This is a genomic window from Tsukamurella sp. DT100, from assembly GCF_049844855.1.
GTDB lineage: Bacteria > Actinomycetota > Actinomycetes > Mycobacteriales > Mycobacteriaceae > Tsukamurella.
Map to the genome: position 1 here is coordinate 278,346 of NZ_JBNCLV010000004.1, position 22,121 is coordinate 300,466.

General features: G+C 71.0%; 23 protein-coding genes. 9 read left to right on the forward strand and 14 right to left on the reverse strand.

What is annotated here, in order from left to right; translation table 11 throughout:
• Nucleotides 1-13: 13 nt before the first annotated feature.
• The 3 genes from ACLQ3K_RS11560 to ACLQ3K_RS11570 form a co-directional block, all read right to left on the reverse strand.
• Nucleotides 14-1,780 (reverse strand): helix-turn-helix domain-containing protein, encoded by a 1,767-nt coding sequence (locus ACLQ3K_RS11560; RefSeq protein ID WP_425999405.1) that lies wholly within the window; start codon nt 1,778-1,780, stop codon nt 14-16.
• 3 nt (nt 1,781-1,783) lie between these two features.
• Entirely contained in the window at nt 1,784-2,953 is a 1,170-nt protein-coding gene (locus tag ACLQ3K_RS11565) for a polysaccharide deacetylase (protein WP_425999407.1), read from the reverse strand.
• Between the two features lie 185 nt (nt 2,954-3,138).
• Nucleotides 3,139-4,446 (reverse strand): phytoene desaturase family protein, encoded by a 1,308-nt coding sequence (locus tag ACLQ3K_RS11570; protein WP_425999409.1) that lies wholly within the window; start codon nt 4,444-4,446, stop codon nt 3,139-3,141.
• 38 nt (nt 4,447-4,484) lie between these two features.
• On the opposite strand from ACLQ3K_RS11570, the gene ACLQ3K_RS11575 reads away from it, so the two are divergent.
• The gene (locus tag ACLQ3K_RS11575) at nt 4,485-5,642 is read left to right on the forward strand and encodes a pyridoxal phosphate-dependent aminotransferase (protein ID WP_425999412.1); all 1,158 of its coding nucleotides are present in this window, start codon (nt 4,485-4,487) and stop codon (nt 5,640-5,642) included.
• Between the two features lie 13 nt (nt 5,643-5,655).
• On the opposite strand, the gene ACLQ3K_RS11580 is transcribed toward ACLQ3K_RS11575, so the two are convergent.
• Nucleotides 5,656-6,642: an LLM class F420-dependent oxidoreductase gene (locus ACLQ3K_RS11580; RefSeq protein ID WP_425999414.1), complete on the reverse strand. Its 987-nt coding sequence runs from the start codon at nt 6,640-6,642 to the stop codon at nt 5,656-5,658.
• Between the two features lie 61 nt (nt 6,643-6,703).
• Here ACLQ3K_RS11580 and ACLQ3K_RS11585 point away from each other — a divergent pair, with 61 nt between their 5' ends.
• Nucleotides 6,704-7,297 (forward strand): alpha-ketoglutarate-dependent dioxygenase AlkB, encoded by a 594-nt coding sequence (locus tag ACLQ3K_RS11585; protein WP_425999416.1) that lies wholly within the window; start codon nt 6,704-6,706, stop codon nt 7,295-7,297.
• A gap of 37 nt (nt 7,298-7,334) precedes the next feature.
• The gene (locus ACLQ3K_RS11590) at nt 7,335-8,060 is read left to right on the forward strand and encodes a GntR family transcriptional regulator (RefSeq protein ID WP_425999418.1); all 726 of its coding nucleotides are present in this window, start codon (nt 7,335-7,337) and stop codon (nt 8,058-8,060) included.
• Between the two features lie 9 nt (nt 8,061-8,069).
• Here the strand turns inward: ACLQ3K_RS11590 and ACLQ3K_RS11595 are convergent, their stop codons facing one another.
• Nucleotides 8,070-8,774, reverse strand: coding sequence for a MerR family transcriptional regulator (locus ACLQ3K_RS11595; RefSeq protein ID WP_425999420.1), 705 nt, complete (start codon nt 8,772-8,774; stop codon nt 8,070-8,072).
• Nucleotides 8,775-8,828: 54 nt separating this feature from the next.
• Between ACLQ3K_RS11595 and ACLQ3K_RS11600 the strand changes: the two genes are divergently transcribed.
• A complete protein-coding gene (locus ACLQ3K_RS11600; protein WP_425999422.1) occupies nt 8,829-10,040 on the forward strand; it encodes a DUF418 domain-containing protein in 1,212 nt (403 codons plus the stop codon).
• 6 nt (nt 10,041-10,046) lie between these two features.
• Here ACLQ3K_RS11600 and ACLQ3K_RS11605 read toward each other — a convergent pair whose 3' ends face one another.
• The 3 genes from ACLQ3K_RS11605 to murQ are packed head-to-tail and all read right to left on the reverse strand — an operon-like array spanning nt 10,047 to nt 13,515.
• Complete coding sequence (locus ACLQ3K_RS11605; RefSeq protein WP_425999424.1) at nt 10,047-11,090, reverse strand: MupG family TIM beta-alpha barrel fold protein; 1,044 nt, start codon at nt 11,088-11,090, stop codon at nt 10,047-10,049.
• A gap of 22 nt (nt 11,091-11,112) precedes the next feature.
• Entirely contained in the window at nt 11,113-12,594 is a 1,482-nt protein-coding gene (locus ACLQ3K_RS11610; protein WP_425999426.1) for a PTS transporter subunit EIIC, read from the reverse strand.
• Between the two features lie 21 nt (nt 12,595-12,615).
• Nucleotides 12,616-13,515, reverse strand: coding sequence for an N-acetylmuramic acid 6-phosphate etherase (murQ, locus tag ACLQ3K_RS11615; protein WP_425999428.1), 900 nt, complete (start codon nt 13,513-13,515; stop codon nt 12,616-12,618).
• 50 nt (nt 13,516-13,565) lie between these two features.
• Here murQ and ACLQ3K_RS11620 point away from each other — a divergent pair, with 50 nt between their 5' ends.
• Entirely contained in the window at nt 13,566-14,513 is a 948-nt protein-coding gene (locus ACLQ3K_RS11620) for a MurR/RpiR family transcriptional regulator (RefSeq protein WP_425999430.1), read from the forward strand.
• Here the strand turns inward: ACLQ3K_RS11620 and ACLQ3K_RS11625 are convergent.
• From ACLQ3K_RS11625 to ACLQ3K_RS11640, 4 genes are all read right to left on the reverse strand, one after another.
• Nucleotides 14,510-15,340 carry an Abi-alpha family protein gene (locus ACLQ3K_RS11625; RefSeq protein ID WP_425999432.1) on the reverse strand — a complete coding sequence of 277 codons (831 nt, stop codon included), beginning with the start codon at nt 15,338-15,340 and terminating at the stop codon, nt 14,510-14,512. The two genes, ACLQ3K_RS11620 and ACLQ3K_RS11625, sit on opposite strands and share 4 nt — an antisense overlap.
• Nucleotides 15,337-16,611, reverse strand: coding sequence for a DUF445 domain-containing protein (locus tag ACLQ3K_RS11630; protein WP_425999434.1), 1,275 nt, complete (start codon nt 16,609-16,611; stop codon nt 15,337-15,339). The genes ACLQ3K_RS11625 and ACLQ3K_RS11630 overlap by 4 nt, the downstream gene beginning before the upstream one ends.
• 159 nt (nt 16,612-16,770) lie before the next feature.
• On the reverse strand, nt 16,771-17,226 hold the full coding sequence (locus ACLQ3K_RS11635; protein WP_224646869.1) for a PTS sugar transporter subunit IIA: 456 nt from the start codon (nt 17,224-17,226) through the stop codon (nt 16,771-16,773).
• Nucleotides 17,223-17,450 (reverse strand): PTS transporter subunit EIIB, encoded by a 228-nt coding sequence (locus tag ACLQ3K_RS11640; RefSeq protein WP_068524062.1) that lies wholly within the window; start codon nt 17,448-17,450, stop codon nt 17,223-17,225. Before ACLQ3K_RS11640 ends, ACLQ3K_RS11635 begins: the two co-directional genes overlap by 4 nt.
• 105 nt (nt 17,451-17,555) lie before the next feature.
• Between ACLQ3K_RS11640 and ACLQ3K_RS11645 the strand changes: the two genes are divergently transcribed.
• Genes ACLQ3K_RS11645 through ACLQ3K_RS11660 form a run of 4 tightly spaced genes read left to right on the forward strand, consistent with a single transcriptional unit; the run spans nt 17,556 to nt 20,651 of the window.
• Complete coding sequence (locus ACLQ3K_RS11645; protein WP_224646868.1) at nt 17,556-18,791, forward strand: PTS transporter subunit EIIC; 1,236 nt, start codon at nt 17,556-17,558, stop codon at nt 18,789-18,791.
• Nucleotides 18,788-19,942: an N-acetylglucosamine-6-phosphate deacetylase gene (locus ACLQ3K_RS11650; protein ID WP_425999437.1), complete on the forward strand. Its 1,155-nt coding sequence runs from the start codon at nt 18,788-18,790 to the stop codon at nt 19,940-19,942. The genes ACLQ3K_RS11645 and ACLQ3K_RS11650 overlap by 4 nt, the downstream gene beginning before the upstream one ends.
• Nucleotides 19,943-19,971: 29 nt before the next feature.
• Nucleotides 19,972-20,241: a hypothetical protein gene (locus tag ACLQ3K_RS11655; RefSeq protein WP_224646866.1), complete on the forward strand. Its 270-nt coding sequence runs from the start codon at nt 19,972-19,974 to the stop codon at nt 20,239-20,241.
• Nucleotides 20,229-20,651, forward strand: coding sequence for a type II toxin-antitoxin system VapC family toxin (locus ACLQ3K_RS11660; RefSeq protein ID WP_425999440.1), 423 nt, complete (start codon nt 20,229-20,231; stop codon nt 20,649-20,651). The genes ACLQ3K_RS11655 and ACLQ3K_RS11660 overlap by 13 nt, the downstream gene beginning before the upstream one ends.
• On the opposite strand, the gene ACLQ3K_RS11665 is transcribed toward ACLQ3K_RS11660, so the two are convergent.
• Nucleotides 20,652-21,500 carry a PhzF family phenazine biosynthesis protein gene (locus ACLQ3K_RS11665; protein WP_425999442.1) on the reverse strand — a complete coding sequence of 283 codons (849 nt, stop codon included), beginning with the start codon at nt 21,498-21,500 and terminating at the stop codon, nt 20,652-20,654.
• Nucleotides 21,487-22,119, reverse strand: coding sequence for an MSMEG_1061 family FMN-dependent PPOX-type flavoprotein (locus ACLQ3K_RS11670; protein WP_425999444.1), 633 nt, complete (start codon nt 22,117-22,119; stop codon nt 21,487-21,489). Before ACLQ3K_RS11670 ends, ACLQ3K_RS11665 begins: the two co-directional genes overlap by 14 nt.
• Nucleotides 22,120-22,121: the final 2 nt, after the last annotated feature.

Below are 22,121 nucleotides of genomic sequence, written 5' to 3' on the forward strand. Positions count from 1 at the left end.
GCTTCGAGATCGGTTAGTCGATCCCGGTTCCGTGGGCGAGGCCGTGGAGGTTCAGGGCGATCCGGATCGCGAGCGATTCCGGACCGCCCTGCCACCGCGGTCCGAGCAGGTCGGTCACGCGGCGGAGCCGCTTGATGATGGTGTTGGGATGCAGATCTAGCGTCCTCGCGGTCGCTGCGGTGTTCATGTTCTCGGCGAAGAAGACCTGCAACGTTCGCACCAGCTCCGACGACCCGTGGCGGTCGAACTCGACCACCGGCCCGATGGTGTTGTCGAGGAAACGCACCACCGAATCGACCGTCACGGATCGAAGGAGCGGTAGGTGCGCGGGGAACTCGTCGACATCGAACGCGCCGCTGGTCCGGCCGAGCGACTGCAACAGCCCCACCGCGGCGTCCGCCGCCCGGAGGGCGTCCGCGAGCCCCCCTGCCAGCGGATCACGCACAACGGTGGAACAGACCAACAGTGCCACGCCCGCCCGGCGCCGCACCGCCTCCGCCACCGCGTCCGCGTCCGCGACCCCCTGTGCCGCATCGTCCGCCGCGAGGATCACCACCCTGTGGTCGATCACGAGGACGACGTCAGACGCGGGCCGGTCGGCGCGCAGGACGCCGGCGACCTGCTCCGGGTCACTCCGTGGCGGGAGCGCAGCGACCGCGAGGACGCGATCCACCCCGAAGTCGAAGCCCAGACGCACCAAGCGCGCCCGCGCATCGTCCGTCACCGGCCCCACCGCGGTCAGCAGACTGCGGACCTGGTAGGCGTCGATGCCGCGACCTGGGCCTTCGACCGGGTCGAGCCTGCGCACGGCCACGAGCGCGAACAGGGTCACCAGGCGCTGAACCGCGCGGATGTCCGCATCGTCGACGGCGCGCCTGAAGACCGTCAGGACCGTGCCCACGTACTGGCCCGCGGCAGTGGCCGGAACGAACAGCGCGAAGCCGTCGCCGTGCTCGACGAGCACGGTGCCCTCGGTCCGGCGCACGTCCGCGATCCCGTCCAGGATCCACCGGTCGCGCAGCGGATCCAACGCCGAGTCTTCGGGCGCGGTCGCCACTGCCCTGTCGGCGGCATCGACGCCGAGCGCGGCCACGGCACCGTCGCAGGTCCCGACGATCGTGTCGATCACCTCGGCTCTCCCCGCGCCGTGGAGGATCCGCACCAGCAGGTCGTCATGCACGGCTACCGACCGGGTCAGCCGGTTCCGGGTCGCGGCGATGCCGGAGATCGCGGCCTCCACTCGGGCAAGGGAGGCGGCGCGCCGGATCACGGGTGCTGCGGCATAGGCGATCTCGGCGAGCCTGGTCATGTCACCCTCGTCGAACATGTCGACGGCGCGACCGTTCGTGAACACGGCACCGATCGCCGTTCCGCCGACGACGAGTGGTGCGCACATGGCGGAGACCACGCCGTCCGCCCGGCACGCACCGTCGAGGATCTCGTCGTGCTCGAAGGATCGATCCGTCGCGTACTGGCCGGTACGAACCGGTAGTAGTTGCGCCGCCGCCCGTCCCCACAGACCGCGGCCGTGCGGCGCCCGGCCGAACCGGAACTCCGGCGAGATCAGACCCGTCGATGCCGCGACGGCGAGATCGCCCGTCTCCTCCGAGGCGAGCGCGACGAAGAAGATCTCCGCGCACGGCACCGCCCTGGCAGCGGCCTTGACGAGTGCGCGACAGGCCCCTTCGACCCCGTCCGCTGCGCTCACTTCGCGGACCGCGTCGACGACCGCACCCAGCTCTGCGATGCGCCGCGCGGCACTGTCCACCTGCCGTGTCACCACTCATCTCCTCTCGTCGACCGCGGCCAGCGGTGCCCGCGCGAGCGCAGCGAGAACCGCCGGATCCTGGAGCTCGAGCCACGCGACGAGGTCCGTATGCGTGACGCACAGTGTCGCCGCGCGGCCACACACGTCCGCCATGAAATCAGCCGTGGCCGGGTTGAAGGCGTTGCCGTTCCACTCGTTGAAATGGTTCGCGATCACCAGCGGTGCGCGATTGCCCGCGTATGCCCGGTCGTACATGTAACGGTAGGTCTCCCTGACGATTCGCCGCAGTCGATTCGCATCACTCGGCACGTTCTTCGCACCGTTGACCGAGAACCAGAAATTGTAGACGAGAGCAGTCTGTGCGCGTTTCAACGGCGGTGAGTAGGCGTACGGGATCGCGAACTCCCAGATCCCGCCCGTCCGCTGCGGCCAGGCGAGCCCTCTGACCCGCGAGGGCTGGGAGGAATCCCAGGTCATGCAGTGCTCACGCAACGCGAGGAAGAGCCGATTCGGCGATCCCTCGAGGCACTGCGTCCGCCCACCCCGGACGACGCCGGTATCGAATACCAGATCCTCGCCGGCGAATATTCCGGTGTTCTGCCGCCAGTTCTGCATCAGCGCGAAGAACTGATCCAATTCGCGATTCCAATCCGCCGCGGACCACCGTTCTCCTGGATAGCGATCACCGCGACAGAAATGCCCTACGAAATGCGTTCCGAGCTCGTGCCCGGCGAACCAGGTCCGGTTGAGCTGGGCGATCTGCTGCACCACCTCCGCCTTGGTGCCGCCGAATCCGATCGCCGCCTCCCCCGCCGCGTGACCGGGCCCGCGGTAGTGCCGACGCGCCTCGTCGATGAGGAAGTACAGGCCTGTCATCAGCGCGGTGAACCGGGCATTGCTTCGCTCGGCCGTCCGGAGGAACAGACCCCAGTTCGGGCTGGCTCCCACGCCGTCGAAAGAGAACAGAACGAACTGCGGCGGGCGCTCTCCCGGCGCGAGGCGGCGCAGCGGAAGGTTGCTCGCGCGCCGCGCCGGTGGGGACGTCGGCCGCATCGAGCCGACGCCCACCGTCGGCACTACCTCCGGGTGCGCCGCCCCTGGCACGGCGCACCCCGACCCCAGAATCGCGACCGCCAGGACGGCGATGGCGAGCACCTCGGGCACACGCCGACGCCCCAGTTCCACGACGACTCCTACCCCAAACAATCCGCCGGGACGGAGTCCTCCCCCCAGTCCCTCCGCTTCTAAGCCTAGAGCGGAGTTCACTGCAGTGCATCGTCGAACCTCGCCACCGGAGAACGCCTTCGGTGGAGATACTCACCACCGCGAATGAGATCGCAATTTCTTTGTCAGACTATGTTTTTCGGTAGTCACAGCGAGCGCAACGCCGACGCCGCGGCGTGCCATCCGACCATCCCATGCACACCCGGAGCGCCTGCGGCGGAGGAGCACAGATAGACGCGGTCGGTGAGGCGGTACGGGTCCACCAGCTTCGGCCGCCGCACCAACTGCGCGGGCACGGCGGCGCCGGCTGCGATGTCGCCTCCGACGAGGTTGGCGTTCACCGCCTGCAGCCCCGCGGGGCCGACGGACCGCGTCTCGATGATCCGCTCCCGCACCCCGGGCGCGTGCCGCTCCACCTCGGCCACGATCGATTCGGTGAGATCGCCGGGGAAGCCGTTGGGGCAGTGGGCGTACATGGACACCGGCGCCAGCGAACCGGCGCAGCGCGACGGATCCGCCAGGTACTGCTGCGACAGGATGATCACGGGCCGCTCGGGCATCCGCCCGCGATTCACCATGAGCTCCTTACGCGCGATCTCCCGCGGCGTGCCGCCCAGGTGAACGAACGCGGACCGTCGGAGTTCCTCATGGGCCCAGGGAATCCCGCCGTCGACCACGAGGTCCACCTTGAACGCGGCGGGCCCGAACCGCCACTGCCGGGCGCGGCGCCGCAGCCACGCGGGGGCGCGATCGCCGAGCAGGTCCCGCGCCGCGGGCAGGCCGGTGTCGAGCACCACGAGGTCGGCGTCCGGGAGCGTCGTCACGCGCTCCCCCGTGCGGATCCGCCCACCGTGCGACCCGACGACCGCGGCGAGGGCGTCCGAGATCCGCTGGGAGCCGCCGATCGGCACGGGCCAGGGCCGCACACCGGAGAGCAGGTACCCGATCGACGACGTCATCGGCAGGTGCTGTGGGGAGATGGAATGCGCTGCGACCCCGGCGAAGACGGCGCCACCGGTCCGCCCGAGCGCAGCGGCGGTGACCGATGCCGGGAGCGCGAACCGCGGGCCCCACCGCGTCGCGACCACCGGATGCCGCGGCACGTCCGTCATGGGGCCGAAGAACGCCGGCATCACCTCGGGTCCGCAGTCCGGCACGTCCGCCAGGGTCCCGACAGCGTCCGCGGGTTCCGGCGAGAGCGGGTGCCCCACGTCGATCGGCGCGGTCCCCCAGTCGATGTCGACGCCCACGTCCCGCAGCGCGGGCGAGGCGTACGCGAGGGGGTGCCCCGTCGAGAACCGGTCCACGACGGTGCCGCGCAGCGTGTCCGAGCGGCAGCCGCCGCCGAGGGTGGTCTCGGCCTCGAGCACCGTCACGTCGAGGCCCGCGCGGGCCAGGGACGCGGCGGCGGTGAGCCCGTTGGGGCCGGATCCGACGACGACGGCGGAGGTCATGCCCCCACGGTAGCCGCGCGGGCCACTAGGCTGCGGGGATGCGCACCGTCCGACGCCTCCAGCCCTTCACGTCGACGATCTTCGCGGAGATCTCGGCCCTCGCCGTGGCGCACGACGCCGTCAACCTGGGGCAGGGCTTCCCGGACACCGACGGACCCGCCGGCATGCTGCTGGCCGCCAAGGCCGCCATCGACGGCGGCCTCAACCAGTACCCGCCCGGCGACGGCCTGCCCTCCCTCCGCCGGGCGGTAGCGGACCAGGTCGAGCGGGACTACGGCCTGCGCTACGCCCCCGACGGCGAGGTACTGGTCACCGTCGGCGCCTCCGAGGGGATCGCGGCCGCGGTGCTGGGTCTCGTCGAGCCCGGCCGTGAGGTGATCCTCATCGAGCCCTTCTACGACTCCTACGCCGCGACCGTGGCGATGGCGGGGGCGCAGCGGGTCGTCGTGCCGCTCGTCGAAGACGGCGGACGGTACGCCCTCGACCCCGACCTGCTGCGCGCCGCGGTCACGGAGCGGACCGCTGCGATCATCGTGAACTCGCCCCACAACCCCACCGGCACGGTGCTCTCCGACGCGGACCTGCAGCTCATCGCCGACGTCTGCGTCGAGCGGGACCTGCTCTGCTTCACCGACGAGGTCTACGAGTACCTGCTCTTCGACGGCCGCGCGCATCGGCCGCTCGCCGCCTTCGACGGCATGCGGGAGCGCACGGTCCGGATCTCCGGCGCCGCCAAGGCCTTCAACGTGACGGGCTGGAAGGTCGGCTGGATCACCGCGCCGCGCGAGCTGGCCGACGCCTGCCGCGCCGCGAAGCAGTGGCTCACCTTCACGGGCGCCGCGCCGCTGCAGCACGCGGTGGCGCACGCGCTGGAGCACGAGTCGTCGTGGCTCGAGAAGCTCGCACCTGACCTGCAGGCCAAGCGGGACCTGCTCACCGACGCCCTGGTGGAGACGGGGTTCACCGTGCACCCGTCGGAGGGCACCTACTTCGTCGTCGCCGACGCCCGGGGTCTGGGCTTCGACGACGCCGGCGCCCTCTGCCGGGAGATGCCCGCCCGGATCGGCGTGGCCGCGGTGCCCGTCAGCGCCCTCGCCGACGATCAGGCGCGGTGGGGGCACCTCCTGCGCTTCGCCTTCAGCAAGGAGGAGTCGGTACTGGTCGAGGGTGCACGGAGGCTCGCCGGATTGCGATGACTCCGCGGCGGGCTCAGGAGAACGCCGGGATCACCTCGCGCTCGAAGAGCTCGAGTCCCGAGGTGTCGTAGGCGATCTCGGGGAAGTAGCACACGGCGTAGGTCATGCCCTCGGCCTCGAGTCGCTTGAGGTTGGCGACGATGTCGCCCGGCGTGCCCACGCCCGGCATGCCGAGGTAGGCGCCCATCTCGGCGTCGACCCCCGCCTCCGGCACGTGCTCGAGCAGCCGGTTGCGGGTCTCATCGAGGCGGGTCTGCACGTCGCGGGCGGCCTCGCCGATCACGATGTTGTAGTTGGCCGAGCGGGTGATGGCGTCGAAGTCGGTGCCCACGTCGGCGCAGTGCTTGCGGAGCACGTCCGACTTGTGGGCGAAGCCCTCGAAGGTGCCGTCGAAGTTGGTGTACTGCGCGTACTTCGCCGCGATCCGCAGCGTCTTCTTCTCGCCGCCGCCCGCGACCCACAGCGGGATGCCACCGTCCTGCAGCGGCCGGGGCTCGCAGATGGCCCCGTCGACCTGGTAGTACTTCCCGTCGAGCGTGGCCGAGCCCTCGGTCCACGCCTGCTTGAGGATCTGCACGCCCTCGTCGAGGCGGCCCAGCCGCTCCCCGGCCGACGGGAAGCCGTAGCCGTAGGCCCGCCACTCGTGCTCGTACCAACCGCCGCCGATGCCCATCTGCGTGCGGCCGCCGGAGATCAGGTCGACGGTGGCCGCGACCTTGGCCAGGTAGGCCGGGTTGCGGTAGCCCATGGCGGTGCACATCTGGCCCAGCTTCACCCGGCTCGTGGTCGCGGCGAGGGCGGACATCAGCGTCCACGCCTCGTGCGTGGCCTCGCGGCTCGGGACCGGGGTGGTGTGGAAGTGGTCGTACACCCACACCGAGTCCCAGGGGCCGGCGTCGGCCCGCTGGGCGAGGCCGTTCATGACGGACCAGTGGTCCGCCGGATCGATGCCGACGAGGTCGAAGCGCCAGCCTTGCGGGAGGAAGAGTCCGAATCGCACGCCTCCAACCCTACGGAGACCGCGCCGAACTTGTCAGTCGGTCCTCGTATCGTCGCGGGCGATGCAGGATTCGCTGTTCGACGATGCCGCACCGCTCGCCCCGCACCGCCGGGAGCTGTCCGACGGTGCGTGGCTCGACGTGCGCGCGGGGTGGCAATCCGGCGCGGACGAGCTGTTCGCCGCGCTGGCGCGCGACGTGCCGTGGGTCGAGGAGCGCCGCCGCATGTACGAACGCACGCTGCCCGTGCCGCGGCTGCTGCGCTACTACGGCGACGGCGCCGCCCTCCCGCACCCCGCGCTGGGCGCGGCGATGGCCGAGCTCACGGAGCTGTACTGGCCGGACCTGCGCGAGCCCTTCACCTCGGTGGGGCTGTGCCTGTACCGGGACGGCGCGGACTCGGTGGCCTGGCACGGCGACACCATCGGCCGCGGCGGCACGCACGACACGATCGTCGCCATCGTCTCCCTCGGCGCCGCCCGTCCGTTCCTGATGCGCCCGCGCGGCGGCGGCGCGTCCACGAAGCTCACGGTGGGCCATGGCGATCTGCTCGCGATGGGCGGCTCCGCGCAACGCACCTGGGAGCACGCGGTGCCGAAGGTGCCGCACGCCGGTCCGCGGATCAGCGTGCAGTTCCGCGCCTCCGGGGTCCGATAGCCCCACTGGTCATGACCTGGTGTGACAAGATGGGTCGATGATCGCGGACGGCCCGATTCCGAAACACGAGCAGCTGCGGGCGCTCCTCGAGCAGCGCTGTACGGACGGGCTCGAGCCCGGTTCTGCGCTTCCCAGTGAGCGGCAGCTCTGCGAGGAGTACGGCGTCTCCCGCATCACGGTGCGCGAGGCCCTGCGCCAGCTCGTCGCCGAGGGCACGCTCGTACGGATCCGCGGCAAGGGCACCTTCGTCGCCGACCGGCCCGCCCGATCGCGGCTGCACCTCGCCTCGTTCCACGAGGACATGCGGCGCCTGGGCCGCAACCCGTCGACCGTGGTCCTGCAGACGGAGCTGCGGGTGCCGCCACCGTCGACCACCTCGGCCCTGCAGATCCGCGCGGCCGACAAGGCCTACCACGTCAAGCGGCTGCGGCTCGCCGACGGCGTGCCGATCTCCGTCGACGACGCCTGGTACCCGCAGGCGATCGCGCCCGGCCTGGACGCGCACGACCTGACGCAGTCGATCTACACCCTGCTCCGCACCGAGTACGGACAGGCCATCGACCGGGCCGAGCAGTCCATCGGCGCCATCTCCTCCGACGGCGAGCTGGCCCGCGTGCTCGGCATCGCCCCCGGCACGCCGATTCTCGCCTTCGACCGCGTCGCCTTCGCAGCAGGCACGCGCGTCGAACACAGCTACTCCTGGTACCGCTCCGACCGCTACCAGGTGCAGATGACGGTCACCGAGACCGGCGACGCGCCGTAGCCGCGCGGGTCACTCGTCCAGCAGCGCCGCGGCGCGGGCCAGGGCGCGCATCTGCGCCGGGTTGTACAGCTCGAGGAACGCGGCGCCCAGGGCGCGCTCCGCGGCGTTCCGCCCGCGGACCGACGCCGCATTCGGGTCGGCCATCCACGGGAAGCGCGCGTGCTGCTCGCGGATCGTCGCCGCGAGCCGGCCGGCCAAGTCCTCGATCGCCGCCTCGTCGGCGTCGGGCGGCAGCGCGTCGAAGAGCTCGTCGGCGTCGGACGACTCCGCCATGAGCGCGCCGAGGTCGCCGAGGGCGGCGTCGTCGAAGACACCGCCGAGCACCGTCGCGAGGGCGCGGTCGCGATCGGAGAAGGACTCGGCCACGGCGTGGAAGGCCGCGGGGGTGTCGAGCGGGGCGTTGTGCTCCAGGGCCGTCGCGAGCTCCGCCCGGGTGCGCTGCAGCCGCGCGATCCGCTCCGCGAGTTCGCCGTCCAGGGCGCGGATCGCGGTCGGCAGGTCCTCCGCGACGTCGGTGTGCATCGCGGCGAGCGGGACGCCGAGCTCCTTGAGGCGGGTGATCCGCAGCAGCCGGACGAGGTGCGCGACGCCGTACTGCTTGTAGCCGTTGGACCGGCGTTCGGGCTCGTCGAGCAGGCCGATCGCGTGGTAGTGGCGGACCGCCTTGACCGTGGTCCCGGCCAGTTCGGCCAGCTCACGCGTGCTCCAGGGCATGCGCTCGAGCGTACGGCTTGACCGTGCCCTTGGGGCAACGTTTACGGTCGCATCATGACCACGTCCCCGGGCACCGACTCCCCCTCGCCCGTCGCCGCTCCCACCTCCGTCACCGGCCGCCGGAGCATCGCTCCCGACCTCGCACGCGGCGTCATGCTGGTCCTCATCGCCGTCGCGAACGTGCCGTACTTCCTGTGGGGCCGGCCGACGGGCACCGGTGCGCACAGCGCCGACGGTTCAGTCGCCGATCGCGTCGTACAGACCGTCGCGATCACCGGCATCGACAGCCGCGTGTACCCGATGTTCGCCTTCCTCTTCGGCTACGGCATCGTCCAGCTGTACACCCGCCAGCTCGCGGCGGGCACGGAGCAGCGCGTCGCCCGCCGGATCCTGCGGCGGCGGCACTGGTGGATGCTGGCGTTCGGCTTCGTCCACGCCGCGCTGCTCTGGTACGGCGACATCCTCGGCTCCTACGCGATCACCGGCCTCGTCCTCGTGTGGCTGTTCCTCCGACGATCGGACCGGGCCCTCGCGATCTGGGCGTCCGTCCTGGTCCTGCTCTCCGGCGCATTCTCCGTTCTCACAGTGGTAGCTGCGGCATCGGTGGATTCGGGCGGCACGGCGGCCGCGACCACCGACGCGAACGCGATCCCGGAGTACGGAGCTGCGATGGCCGAGCGCGTCACGACGTGGGCCGAGATCATGATCCCGACGGTGGTGTTCGGATTCATCGTGCCCGCCGCGGTCCTGCTCGGCATGCTGGCCGCCCGGCACCGCGTCCTCGACGCCCCCGCCGCGCATGCCGCCCTCCTCCGGCGGTGCGCCGTGGTGGGCCTCGCGATCGGCTGGGGCACGGGACTCCTCCTCGCCCTGCAGAACCTGGACGCCCTTCCGTTCGGCCCGACGGCGGACTGGGTCCTGCTGGCCCTGCACACGCTGGGCGGGCTGTTCGGCGGGCTCGGGTACGTGGCAGTGTTCGGCCTGCTCGCGATCCGCCTGGAACGGGGCGGCGCCGGGGCGTTCGCGACCGCGGTGCAGGCCCTGGGCAAGCGGTCGATGAGCGGCTACCTCGCGCAGTCGGTCGTCTTCTCGCCACTCCTCGCGGCGTGGGGGCTGGGCCTCGGCCAGTACCTGTCCAGTTGGTCGGCGACGCTGCTGGCGGTCGCCATCTGGGCCGCGACCGTCATGATCGCCGTGCGGCTCGAACGCGCGGGCAGGCGCGGCCCCGCCGAGACCCTGCTCCGGCGCCTGGCGTACCCGCGGTAGGCGCGATCACTCCTCCGCGGGCGCGACGACGAAGCGGATGGTCTGACCGGGCCGCAGCAGGTCGACGAGATCGGTGTAGGGCCCGGCGATCTCGGCGACCCGGACCTGTGCGGCGGTCAGCGGCAGGTCCTCTCGCATCAGGTGCACCTCGCCGCGGTACCGCCCCATGGACGCGACGTCCACCTGAAGACTGCCGCGCGATCGCCGCGTCCCGTTGACCGCGTCCGGCGGGACGGGGCCGCCGCGCGTGCCCTCGATGCGATGGGATGCCGCGGTCCCCTCCGGCCGGAGACGCAGCGGACCGTCGAGCAGGTGCCGCATCGCCCCGGGGACCGAAGCGAGCGGCACCACGATCTCGCCGTGCCGCTCACGGCGTTCGATCCACTCCTCGTGCTGCGGCAGCACCGTCCCCTCGGCGCAGGCCACCTCGGTGTCCGGGCAGGCCGCGAGCACCCGCGCGTGGTTGACGTAGGCGTTGGCGTGCCGGTGCGATTCGAGCGTCGGCAGCCCCAGGTGCAGCGGCGCCCGGAACTCGCGCTCCCCCGGGATGAACGTCACCACGTCGTGACCCCGCCCGCGCAGCAGCGCGTTCTGGCCGGCGAAGAAGTCCTCGGCGAGGCCGGTCTCCGGACGCGGGTAGTAGTTGTGCCAGCCCACCGGGTCGAGGCCGGCGAGCTCATCCAATTCCTCCGGCGTCACCGTGCTGGCGTTGACGGCGATCCGGAAGGGCCCGGCGGCCGCGATGGCGCGCACCTCGTCCGGGGAGAAGCCGAAGTCGATGCGGACCGTCGTGACGCCCCAGGCCCGGAGCATCCCCAGCCCCGCGAGATCCACCCCGAGCAGAGCGAGGGCCTTCGGCGAGACGTCGGCGCAGAACTCGATGCCGAGCTCGCGGTGCAAGCCCGTGAGCTCCGCGCCGAACGCCCGCAACCCCGAGCTCTCGGGGATGTGCAGAGAGGTGAACACGAGCCCCCGGCCGGCGCGGGCGGCGGCCACGGCCACGCTCCGGCGCAGCGCGGGATCGTCCGTGGGATAGAGCGAGTGCAACATGATCGTCCCTCCGGTGCGCGGCTCAGGCCAGGCGCGATTCCATCGACTCCTTGAAGCCGAACAGGTAGGTGAGCACGAAGCCGGCCAGCGCTCCGACAGCGATGCCCCCGAGGTACCAGAGCCACCCGCCCGCCGAGATCACGCCCGTCATCAGAACCCCCGACAGCCCGATGGTCTGGGCACCGAATCCGCCGCTGACCTCCATCCCCCAGGCCACGAAGGCACCACCGAAACCGGCACCGAGACAGGCCGTGATGAAGGGATAGAACAGCGGGAGCGAGACGCCGTAGATGAGCGGCTCGCCGATGCCGACCAGGCCGAGCGGCAACGCGCCCTTGATGATCCGCTTGAGCTTCGGGTTGCGGGTCTTGAGCCAGATCGCAATCGCCGCGCCGTCCTGCCCGGCGCCGGCCATGGCCAGGATGGGCAGCAGCGGCGTGTAGCCGAGGTCCGCGATCAGCTGCACGTGCACCGGCGTCAGCCCGTGGTGCAGGCCGAGCATCACCAGCGGCAGGAACAGCGCCGACATCAGGAAGCCGCCGAAGACGCCGCCCTGCTCGAGCGCGAAGTCGACGAGGAACCAGGTGACCCCGCGCATCACGAGCGCCGCGATCGGCATGATCACGAACAGGCTCACCACCGCGCCCACCAGCACGGTGAACACGGGCACCACGAACAGGTCCAGGCTTGCGGGAACGCGTGCGCGCAGCCGCTTCTCGATCGCCGCGAACAGCCACGCCGTGGCCATCACGCCGATCACGCCGCCGAGACCGGGGCTCAGCTGGCCGACCACGGGGATCGTCAGCGGGACCGCTTCGCCGCCGGTCTTGGGGTTCGCCGCGATGCCCGCGAGCGCGGGCAGGTAGGGCAGGCCGCCGGCGACGAAGCCGAGCACCGGCGAGCCCCCGAACTCCTTGGCCGTGTTCAGGCCGACGATCAGGTTCAGACTGCCGATGAGGAGCGTTCCCATGGCCGCGAACACCAGGAACCACGGATTGCCCGTCACCGAGGGGTCGATCAGCTTCCAGATGTTGGCGATCGCCGCGATGATGCCGCAGGCGATGAAGCCCGGGAAGAGCGGGATGAAGATGTTGCCGACGTGCTTGAGCGCGACCTGCAGGCGGCTCGTCTGCCGTGCCTTCACCTTCGCCTGCGTGCGGGTCGCCAGGGAGTCCAGCTCGGCCTCGCGCACGTCGTCGGCCACCTTGTCGAGCGCCACGACGACGTCGGACTCCGAACCGGACTCCGCGGCCCGAGCCGCGGCGAGCACGTCCCCGAAGCCCTCCCGCAGGCGTTCGGCGTGGCCCGGGCCCACGACGATCTGCAGCTGGGGGCCGTCGACGACGCCCTGCACGCCGTCGAGGGCGCGGATGCCGGCGACGTCGACGGCCGCCTGGTCCTCGACGTTGATCCGCAGGCGCGTCATGCAATTGGTGTGCGAGGCGACATTGCCGGTTCCGCCGACGAGCCGCAGAACCTTCTCGCCGAGTTCGGTGTAGTCCATCAGAGCAGTCCTCCCTACGGATCAGGATTCGGTGGCGCGGATGGCGACGCGGACGAGGCCGTCCGCGTCGACGAGGCGCCGGCGGGCGGTCGGGGCGTCGACGTCGGCGAGGATCATCACGATCGCGGTCTTGGCGTGTCCGTCCGCCGCGGCGGAGGCCGCGCGGGCGGCGGCCTCGTCGGCGCCCGTGGCCTCGCGGATGATGCGGACCACGCGGCCCGCCAGCTTGACGTTGCTGGGCGCCACGTCGACCATCAGGTTCGAATAGGCCTTGCCCGTCCGCACCATCGCGGCCGTCGAGATCATGTTGAGGATCAGCTTCTGGCTGGTACCGGCCTTGAGGCGGGTGGAGCCGGTGAGCACCTCGGGGCCGTTGTCGACCTCGATGGCGACCTGCGCGTGCGCGGAGATCGCGGCACCGGGGTTGCAGGAGAGGGCCACCGTCGACGCCCCGACCGCCCGCGCGTGGTCCAGGCCCCCGATGACGTACGGCGTTCGGCCGGACGCCGCGATGCCGATCACGACGTCGGCGGGGGTCACGCCGAGCGCGACGAGATCGTCCCGGCCGCGTTCGGCGGAGTCCTCGGCGCCCTCCTCTGACCGGAACATCGCCGCGTCGCCGCCGGCGAGGACCCCGACGACCACGCCCGGCGGGACGCCGAACGTCGGGGGGCACTCCGCCGCGTCGAGCACGCCGAGCCGGCCGCTGGTGCCGGCGCCCTGGTAGATGAGCCTGCCGCCGGACCGCAGCGCCGTCACCGCGAGCTCGACGGCGCGCTCGACCTCCGGGAGGACGCGGCGCACCGCGTCGGGGACGAGCCGGTCCTCGTCGTTCATGGCCGTGAGCAGCTGTTCGACCGTGAACTCGTCGAGCTCCATGGTCCGGCTGTTCCGGCTCTCCGTCGTGGCGATCTCGTGCACGGCATCCCTTCCGCTCCGGCGATGACGAAAGATTACACACGAACGAGCTCATGCGAAGATTATTTTCAGAACTGCTGTGGAATACTCGCCGAGACGCTGGAGGGGGAGCTGTGGACGGCACCATCGACCGCATACGATCCGTCGTTCCGACCTTGCGCCCGGCAGAGGCCAAGGTCGCCGCGACGGTGATCGGCGACCCCGAGCGCGCGGTCGCCGCGACGATCACCGAGCTGGCGGAGGCCGCCGGCGCATCGCAGGCCAGCGTCGTCCGGTTCGCCCGCGCGCTGGGGTTCGGCGGCTACCCCGATCTGCGGATCGCCCTGGCGCAGGAGCTGTCCCGCCGCCAAGTCGAACTCGAACGGTCCGACATCGCCGAGGGCGCCATCAACGACGCGGACGACCTCGCCACCGTCGTCGCCAAGATCGCCTTCCACGAGGCCCGCTCCCTCGAGCAGACCGCCCGCCTGATCGACCACGACGCCCTCGAGACCGTGGCACAGGCGATCGCCGAGCACGGACGGTGCCACGCCTTCGGCGTCGGGGCCAGCGGCCTCGCGGCGCTCGACCTCTCCCAGAAGCTGCAGCGCATCGGCCTGTCCTGCCAGTACTCGCCGGACACGCACATGCAGCTCGTCCACGCGGCACTCGCCACGCCGGACTCCGTCGCCGTCGCCGTCTCGTTCAGCGGGACCACCGTCGAGGTGCACCGCGCCCTGCAGCTCGCGACCCAGCGCGGAGCCCTCGGCGTCGCCGTGACCAACGCCCCCGAGTCCCCCTTGGGGCGGGCGGCCGACCGCCTCCTGCTCACCGTCGCGCAGGAGTCACCGCTGCGGGCGGCGGCCCTCGCCAGCCGTCTGACGCAGCTCGCCGTGGTCGACTTCCTGTTCGTCCGCGTCGCCCAACTGCGCTACGGCGACCTCGAATCGGCTCTCGCGATCACCCGGGAGGCCGTCCATCCCCAGCACCTGCCGCCGACGAGCGGAGCCCGCGCGACCTAGTCCGCGAAGCCGGACGACGGGGAGAAGCAGGTGCTGTAGAAGGCGCGGCCGAAGGGCGTGATCTCGATCCGGCGGCGAACGGTCTTCGCGTACCGGCCCGCGCTGCTCATCGCGTCGATCAGCTGGGGCTGCACCTGCAGCAGCTCGTAGCGCCGCACGTCGACCTGCTCCTTGGAGAACCAGATCAGGCCCAGGCGGTGCAGGTTGCCGAGGTACTCGGCGATCCGGTCGGGGTTCCGGCAGCCGGCGACCTCGGGGATCATCGACACGCCGGCGGCCACCGTCTCGGCGCCCACGCCGAACGGGCGGTTCGTGCGCACGTCGATGGCGGGCTGGGCACCGTCGTTGAACAGCAGCCGCAGGATGCGGGCCTCGTCCGGGCACAGCTCCTGCAGGAGGTGCTCGTACGCGGGGTGCGGCGTCTGCGCGCCCGCGGGCTCGGCGGACTGCGCGAGGAGCCGATCGCCCGTGCGGCGGAGCTCGTCGGGAGTGGCGACGGGCTCGGGGGCCTGCTCGAGCAGCTCGTCCACGACCTCCCCGTGCACGACGATGCGCGGCGCGACCTCGGTGGTCAGCGCGACGTCCACGAGATGGCCGGCCTCGCTCACGAACTGCTGCGTGAGGCGCTGCGCCGAGCCGCCGAGCTCGCGGGTCACGCTGAAGGCGGAGTTCGAGACGCGCCCCAGCCGGCCGAGGAGCCCGCCGGACTCCTGCTTCTCCGCCGCGGCGACCTCGCCGCCGTCGCGGACCGCGAGCTCACGGTTCTCGTCGACGACCTCGTCGCCGGAGGCCGCGGAGGAACGGGACTTCTCACTCACGTCTGTCACACCCCGAATATCGCTAGATGGAGGAACCCGGCGAACGAGCCGAGCACCGCGCCGTGCAGGAACAGCAGCCACTCATCCTGCTTGATCGCCGATCGGAGCAGCTCACTGAGGTCCTCCGGGCTGAGCTTGCTCATCCGCTCGATCACGAACTCGCGCACCTTCGACTGCTGCTCGGCGACGAACTTCGGCTCGCTGACCGTCGCCTGCGCGACCTTGAGCGCCTCGGCGCCCACCAGTTGCGGCACCCGGTCGTAGGCCTCGGACCCCACCGACAGCTTGACGAAGCCGCGGGCCCACCCGGCCGCGTTGTCGATCGAATCGCGGAGCACCGTCTCGACGGTGGCGCGCGTCCGGTCGGACCGCGGGCCGTGCAGCAACTCGTCGCAGATGTTCTCGATCGTGATGACCTTGTCCGCCATGACGATGGCGTACTGCTCGCCGATCTCCTTCTTCCGCTTGAGGAACAGGCCCTGCTTCCACGGCACCCACCAGGTGGGGTGGATCGGCTCGAAGATCATCAGAATGCCGATGTAGTTCACCACGTAGCCGATCACGATCCCGCCCAGCGGCAGCAGCCACCAATACGGGAAGAAGTGCAGCAGCGCCACGAGCAGGAAGCCCATCGGGAAGCCGAAGTAGAAGCCGAAGTTCTGCATGAACTTCAGCTCCTTGCGGCCCATGTTGTAGAAGATGTCCTTCAGCACCGACGGGTTGTTCGTCAGGTACCGGATCACCAGCAGCTTGGCGTCGATGTAGTCATCGATGTTCTCGCCGATGGTCGACGTGATCTTCCGGACGTCCTTCGGCAGCGACGCGGAGACCCGGCGGAAGACCAGGAGCTTGACGTCCTCCGGGAGCGAGTACCACAGGCGCGGGTTCTCGCGCTGCATCACGGATTCCACGATCGACGGGATCATCGGCAGCGACGCCCGGGTGAGCACCTCGGAGACGTGTTCCGGATCCATCACCTCGTAGAACTCGGCGATGCTGCCCACCTTGTTGAGCGACTTGTCGACGGCGATGCTCGCCATCTTCTCCGCCCGCGAGGGCACGATCCCCTGCCAGCCGACGCGACCGTCGGGCTGGATGGCCGGGATCACCTGCACGCGCCGCGGCAGCAGCGGGTACAGGGTCGCCATGCCGGGCACCTTGACGCCGTAGAACTTCTTCGGCTCGAACAGCATCAGGATGCCGGTCCAGTTGGTGATGTAGCCGATGATGCCGGTGAACAGCGGAACGGTGATGAGGTGCTGGATCAGGTTCGCATCCATCGCACGCCTCCCTCAGCGAGGCGTCCCGTCGAGCTCACCACAGGCCATCCACCTTTCCCCAACCGACAACATTCGCGCTCACGGTACTCAAGATAGTGAGAGGATTACGCCTCCATTCGATCACTGTGACCAGATGAACACGCCCGAGCGACGTGTCATTCACACAGTAAAGATCCAATCCCCCGCGGCCACATCACGTTCTTCAAGATTCGCAATGGACCCGGGTTGGGAATCCATCACCACGACGGGGCAGATCGCACTCAGCCCTCGGTCGCGAATACCCGACGGGGAGAACGAAATCAACGGATCCCCGGCTGCCACCTTGGCCTTCTCCGCAGCCAGCAGCGTGAATCCCTCACCATTCAGATTCACGGTGTCGATTCCGACATGCACCAGAACGCCGATACCCCCGTCCGCGAGCACGATCGCGGCATGCGGATGCAGCTTGAGCACCGTCCCCGCCACCGGCGAGACGACGACGGCCTCGGCACCGTCGGCGGGCACGGCCGGTTCGATGGCGACCCCCGAGCCCACCATCTCGCCGGCGAAGACCTGATCCGGCACGGCCGAGAGCGGCACGAGCCGCCCGGCGACCGGTGCCAGCACCTCGGTCACAGGAGGTCCTGCACTTCCTCGGCGAGCGCGTCCGCGGTCGGGCCCACGACGACCTGCACGGCCGAGCCGGCGACCATCACGCCGTGCGAGAGCTTCTTGAGCGCGGCCTGGTCCACGAGGCCGGTGTCCTTGACCTCACAGCGGAGGCGGGTGATGCAGCCCTCCACCTCTTCGATGTTGTCGGCCCCGCCGAGCCCGTTCACGATGTCCTGCGCCTTCGACATTCCTGCCGCCTTTCGGAGAGGTTCGGGGAAACCGACTCACGCCGGGCCGAACTGGTTATAACCTGTCGTCAGCCTAGTGGACTCGTCCCTCGACAGGAGCGAAAAATGAGTTCCTCATCCGGATCCGGTATATCAGCACGACGGCTCGATCTGAGCGGTCTCCAGAAACTCGGGCGCAGCCTCATGCTGCCCATCGCGGTGCTGCCCGCGGCGGGCATCCTGCTGCGCCTCGGCCAGGACGACCTCCTCGGCAGATTCGACTCCATGAAGACCGTCGCCGCGGTCATCGGCGGCGCGGGCAACGCGCTGTTCGCCAACCTCGGCATGTTGTTCGCGGTCGGCATCGCGATCGGCTGGGCCAAGAAGGCCGACGGTTCCACCGCGCTCGCCGCACTCGTCGGATACCTGTCGTTCCAGGCCGTCGAGAAGGCCATGTCGCCCGTGGTGCTCGCGGGCAAGCTCGACAAGGACGGCAAGCAGGCCCTCGTCGAGTACGGCGTGCTGGGCGGCATCGTCATCGGCATCATGTCGGCGATGCTCTGGCAGAAGTACTACAAGACGAAGCTGCCCGACTACATCGGCTTCTTCTCCGGCCGCCGCCTGGTCCCGATCCTCACCGCCTCGGGCGCGATCGTCGTCGGCGTGCTCATGTCCTTCGCCTACCCGCTGTTCAACGCCGGCCTGACCAGTCTCGCCAACTGGGTCGCCGAACACTCCGTGGTCGGCGGCGGCGTGTACGGCACCGTCAACCGCCTGCTGCTGCCGCTCGGCCTGCACCACATCATCAACTCCGTGGTCTGGTTCGTCCTCGGCGACTACCAGGGCGCGAACGGCACCGTGGTGCACGGCGACATCGCCCGGTTCATGCAGGGCGATCCCACCGCGGGCACGTTCATGACCGGCTTCTTCCCCATCATGATGTTCGGCCTGCCCGCCGCGGCGTTCGCCATCTACCGCTGCGCCAAGCCCGAGAACCGCAAGGTGGTCGGCGGCATCATGCTGTCCGTCGCGCTCACCAGCTTCATCACCGGCATCACCGAGCCGCTCGAGTTCTCCTTCATCTTCGTGGCCTGGCCGCTGCTGCTGCTCCACGCGCTGCTCACCGGCAGTTCGCTCCTCATCGCGAACTGGCTGGACATCCACCACGGCTTCACGTTCTCCGCCGGCGCCATCGACTACGTGCTCAACTTCGGGCTGGCGAACAAACCGCTGCTGCTCATCCCGATGGGCCTGGTCTACGCCGTGATCTACTACTTCTCGTTCAGCTTCATCATCAAGCGGCGCAACCTCAAGACCCCCGGTCGCGAGGACGAGGACATGGAAGCGGAGGCCACGGCTTGAGCGAGCTCCTGCGCGGCACCGTCGTCACCCCCTCCGGGGAGATCGACGACGGTGTCCTGGCCCTCGCGGACGGCCGGATCGCGGAGGTCGGACCCGCGTCCGCCTTCCCGGCCGCGACGCTGCCGGCACCGTCGGAGCGCGTCTACCTGCCCGGCATGATCGACGTGCACTGCCACGGGGGCGGGGGCTTCGGCTTCCCGGACTCCGATGCCGACGGTGCCCGCGCGGCCGCCGCGCACCACCTCGGCCGCGGCACGACGACGCTGCTGGCCTCGCTGGTCTCCGCAGCGCCGGAGAAGCTGCTCGAGCGGATCGCGACACTCGCGCCGCTCGTGGACGACGGCACCGTCGCCGGGCTGCACCTGGAGGGCCCCTTCCTCGCGCAGGAGGTGTGCGGCGCGCAGGACCCGCGGTACATCATCGACGGCGACCCGGCGCTGCTCGCGGCGCTGCTCGACGCCGCGGGCGGCCGGATCTCCTCGATGACCGTCGCCGCCGAGACCGCGCACTTCGCCGACTTGGCGCGGCAGCTCTCCGCGGCCGGCGCCGTCGTGTCCGTCGGGCACACCGCCGGCGACTACGACACCGTGGCCGCCGCGCTCGGCACCCCGGACGGCCCGGTCAGCATCACGCACCTGTTCAACGGCATGCACCCGATGCACCACCGGCACCCCGGCGCCGTGGGTGCCGCGCTGCAGGCGGCGGGCGAGGGCCACGCGGTCGCGGAGATCATCGGCGACGGGGTGCACCTCGCCGCCGGCACCGTCGCGATGGTCTTCGCGACCGTCGGGCCGGACCACATCGCGCTGGTCTCCGACGCCATGCAGGCCGCCGGGATGCCCGACGGCCAGTACTCGCTCGGGCCGCTGGAGGTCACCGTCGGGGGTGGCGTCGCGCGCCTGACCACGCCCGACGGGACACCGGGCGCCATCGCCGGCGGCACCTCGTCGGTGCTCGACGTGGTGGTGCGCGCCGTCCGGCACTCGGGGGTGTCGCTCGCCGACGCCGCGCGCGCCGGGGCGACCACGCCCGCCCGGCTGCTGGGCCTGAAGGACCGCGGTGAGCTCGCCGCCGGCCTGCGTGCCGACGTGGTGGAGCTGTCCGCCGATCTGGAGCTCCTCCGGGTGCTCCGCGGCGGCGAGCAGGTGTAACACCTCGTTCTCCGGTGTTACACTCGGGTATGCCCACGACCCGGCCGCGCCACGCGATCACGGAGACCCCCGAGGTCACGCGCGCGCTGGAGATCGCCCGACGGCGGTGGCCGGCGCACGCCGAGAGCCCGTCGCGCCTGCTGCGCGAACTGATCGCCGCAGGTGCGGAGGCCGTCGAGGAGTCGTCGGACAGCGAGATCGAGCGGCGCCTCGCGGTCGCGACGCGACTCGCGGGCAGTCGCACGAAATGGTTCCCGGACGGCTACCTCGAGGAGCTGAGGTCCGAGTGGCCGGAGTAGTCGTCCTCGACGCGAGCGTGCTCATCGCGTTCTTCAAGGACGACGATCCTTTCCACGGCAAGGCATCCGCTGTGGTGCTCGGCGCGATCGGCCGGGGCGACGAGATCGCCGCGAGCGAGTTGACCGTGGCCGAGTACCTCATGGGCGCAGTCGGCAGCGGCGAGGTGGGCAGCGCCGAAACGGAACTCGCGGATCTCGGTCTCCGACGACGTGACCTTCCCCCGTCCTTCGCCCCGCGCCTGGCGCGGATCCGGCACGACGCGCGCGTGAAACTCCCCGACGCCGCGGTGATCCTCACCGCCGTCGACGCGGCAGAGGACGGGACCGGCGCGGTGGCCGTGGCGACCTTCGATGCCCGGCTGCGCGCCGGGGCGGCGACGTACGGCATCGCCTCGGCGATCGAGGATTGATCACGCCGGAGTGAGCTCACCGCGGATCGTGGTGCTCGTGGCGCCGCCGATCCAGATCGTGTCGCCGTCCCGTTCGACGTGGACGCGGCCGCGGCGGCCGAGCGCGGTGCCCTGGGACGCCGTGTAGCGCTCCGGCAGCTCACCGGTGCCGATCAGCCACTGGGCCAGACCGGCGTTGAGCGAGCCCGTCACCGGATCCTCCGGCACCGCGAGCGACGGGCAGAAGGCGCGGACCCCGACGTCCGCGTCGCCGCCCGCCGGATACCGGCCCACCACACCGACGTTGAGCTCCCCCATCGCCGCGAAGTCGGGCCGCACGGCGAGGACCGCGTCCGCGTTCCGCAGCCGCGCGGCCACCCAGCCGGGGCCGTTGTCCACCCATTCGGCGGCGAGGATCTCTCCGGCCGGGACTCGCAGGCCCGCGGCGATCCGGTCGACGGTGTCCGCGTCCGCGGGGCCGCTGCGGACGAGCGGCGGCGCGGCGAAGGCGAGCGTCGACCCGCGGCGCAGGCGCACCAGGCCGGCGCCGCACTCCTGCACGACGGTGCCGGCCGTCGCCGGGACGCCGCCGTCCTCCAGCCACGCGTGGGCACTGCCCAGCGTCGGGTGCCCGGCGAAGGGCAGCTCGCCGCCGGGTGTGAAGATCCGGAGCCGGTAGTCGGCCGCCGGGTCCGTCGGGCGGAGCAGGAAGGTGGTCTCGCTGAGGTTCGTCCAACGCGCGAACGCCGCCATCTGTTCGTCGGTGAGGTCGTCGGCGGCGTGCACCACCGCCACCGGATTTCCGCGCAGCGGTTCGGAGGAGAAGACATCGACCTGGCGGAAGCGGTGCACCGTCTCAGTAGAGCTCACGCCCGTACCCCTCTCCGTAGTAGCGGTCCAGTTCTTCGAGCGAGTCCTCCGGCCGCTCCAACGTTTTGGCGATGACGGCGCGCCTGGGCACGCCGCGGTCGTCGTCCGTCGTCGCCCAGGACGACGGTTCCCACGCCTCCGAGCGGAGGAAGGCCTTGCTGCAGTGGAAGAAGACCTCGTCGACCGCGACCTCGACGATGAGCTGGGGCAGCTTCTCCCCCACCGCCATCCGGGGTGCGTAGGGCGCGTCGGCGAGCACCGCCGCGGTCCCGTTGACGCGCAGCGTGTCGCCGCGTCCGGGGATGACGAACTCGAGCGCGATGCGCGGATCGACGAGGAGGTTCCGCAGGCCGTCCACGCGACGGTTCCCCGGCCGGTCGGGCAGCGCGATCGTCCGGTCGTTCAACACGAGGACGCCGCCCGCCGGATCGCCCTTCGGCGAGACGTCGAGCCCACTCGGGCCCGACGTGGCGACGAAGTAGAGCCGCGCGGCCGCGAGGAACAGCCGGTGCACCTCGTGCAGTTCGGGGCGGGCCTTGTCGCGGATCCGCGGGATCGGCTCGGGCACCACCGCCCGGAGCTCCGCCTCGGTGGTCACCGGTCTGCGTGCATGCGCCATGT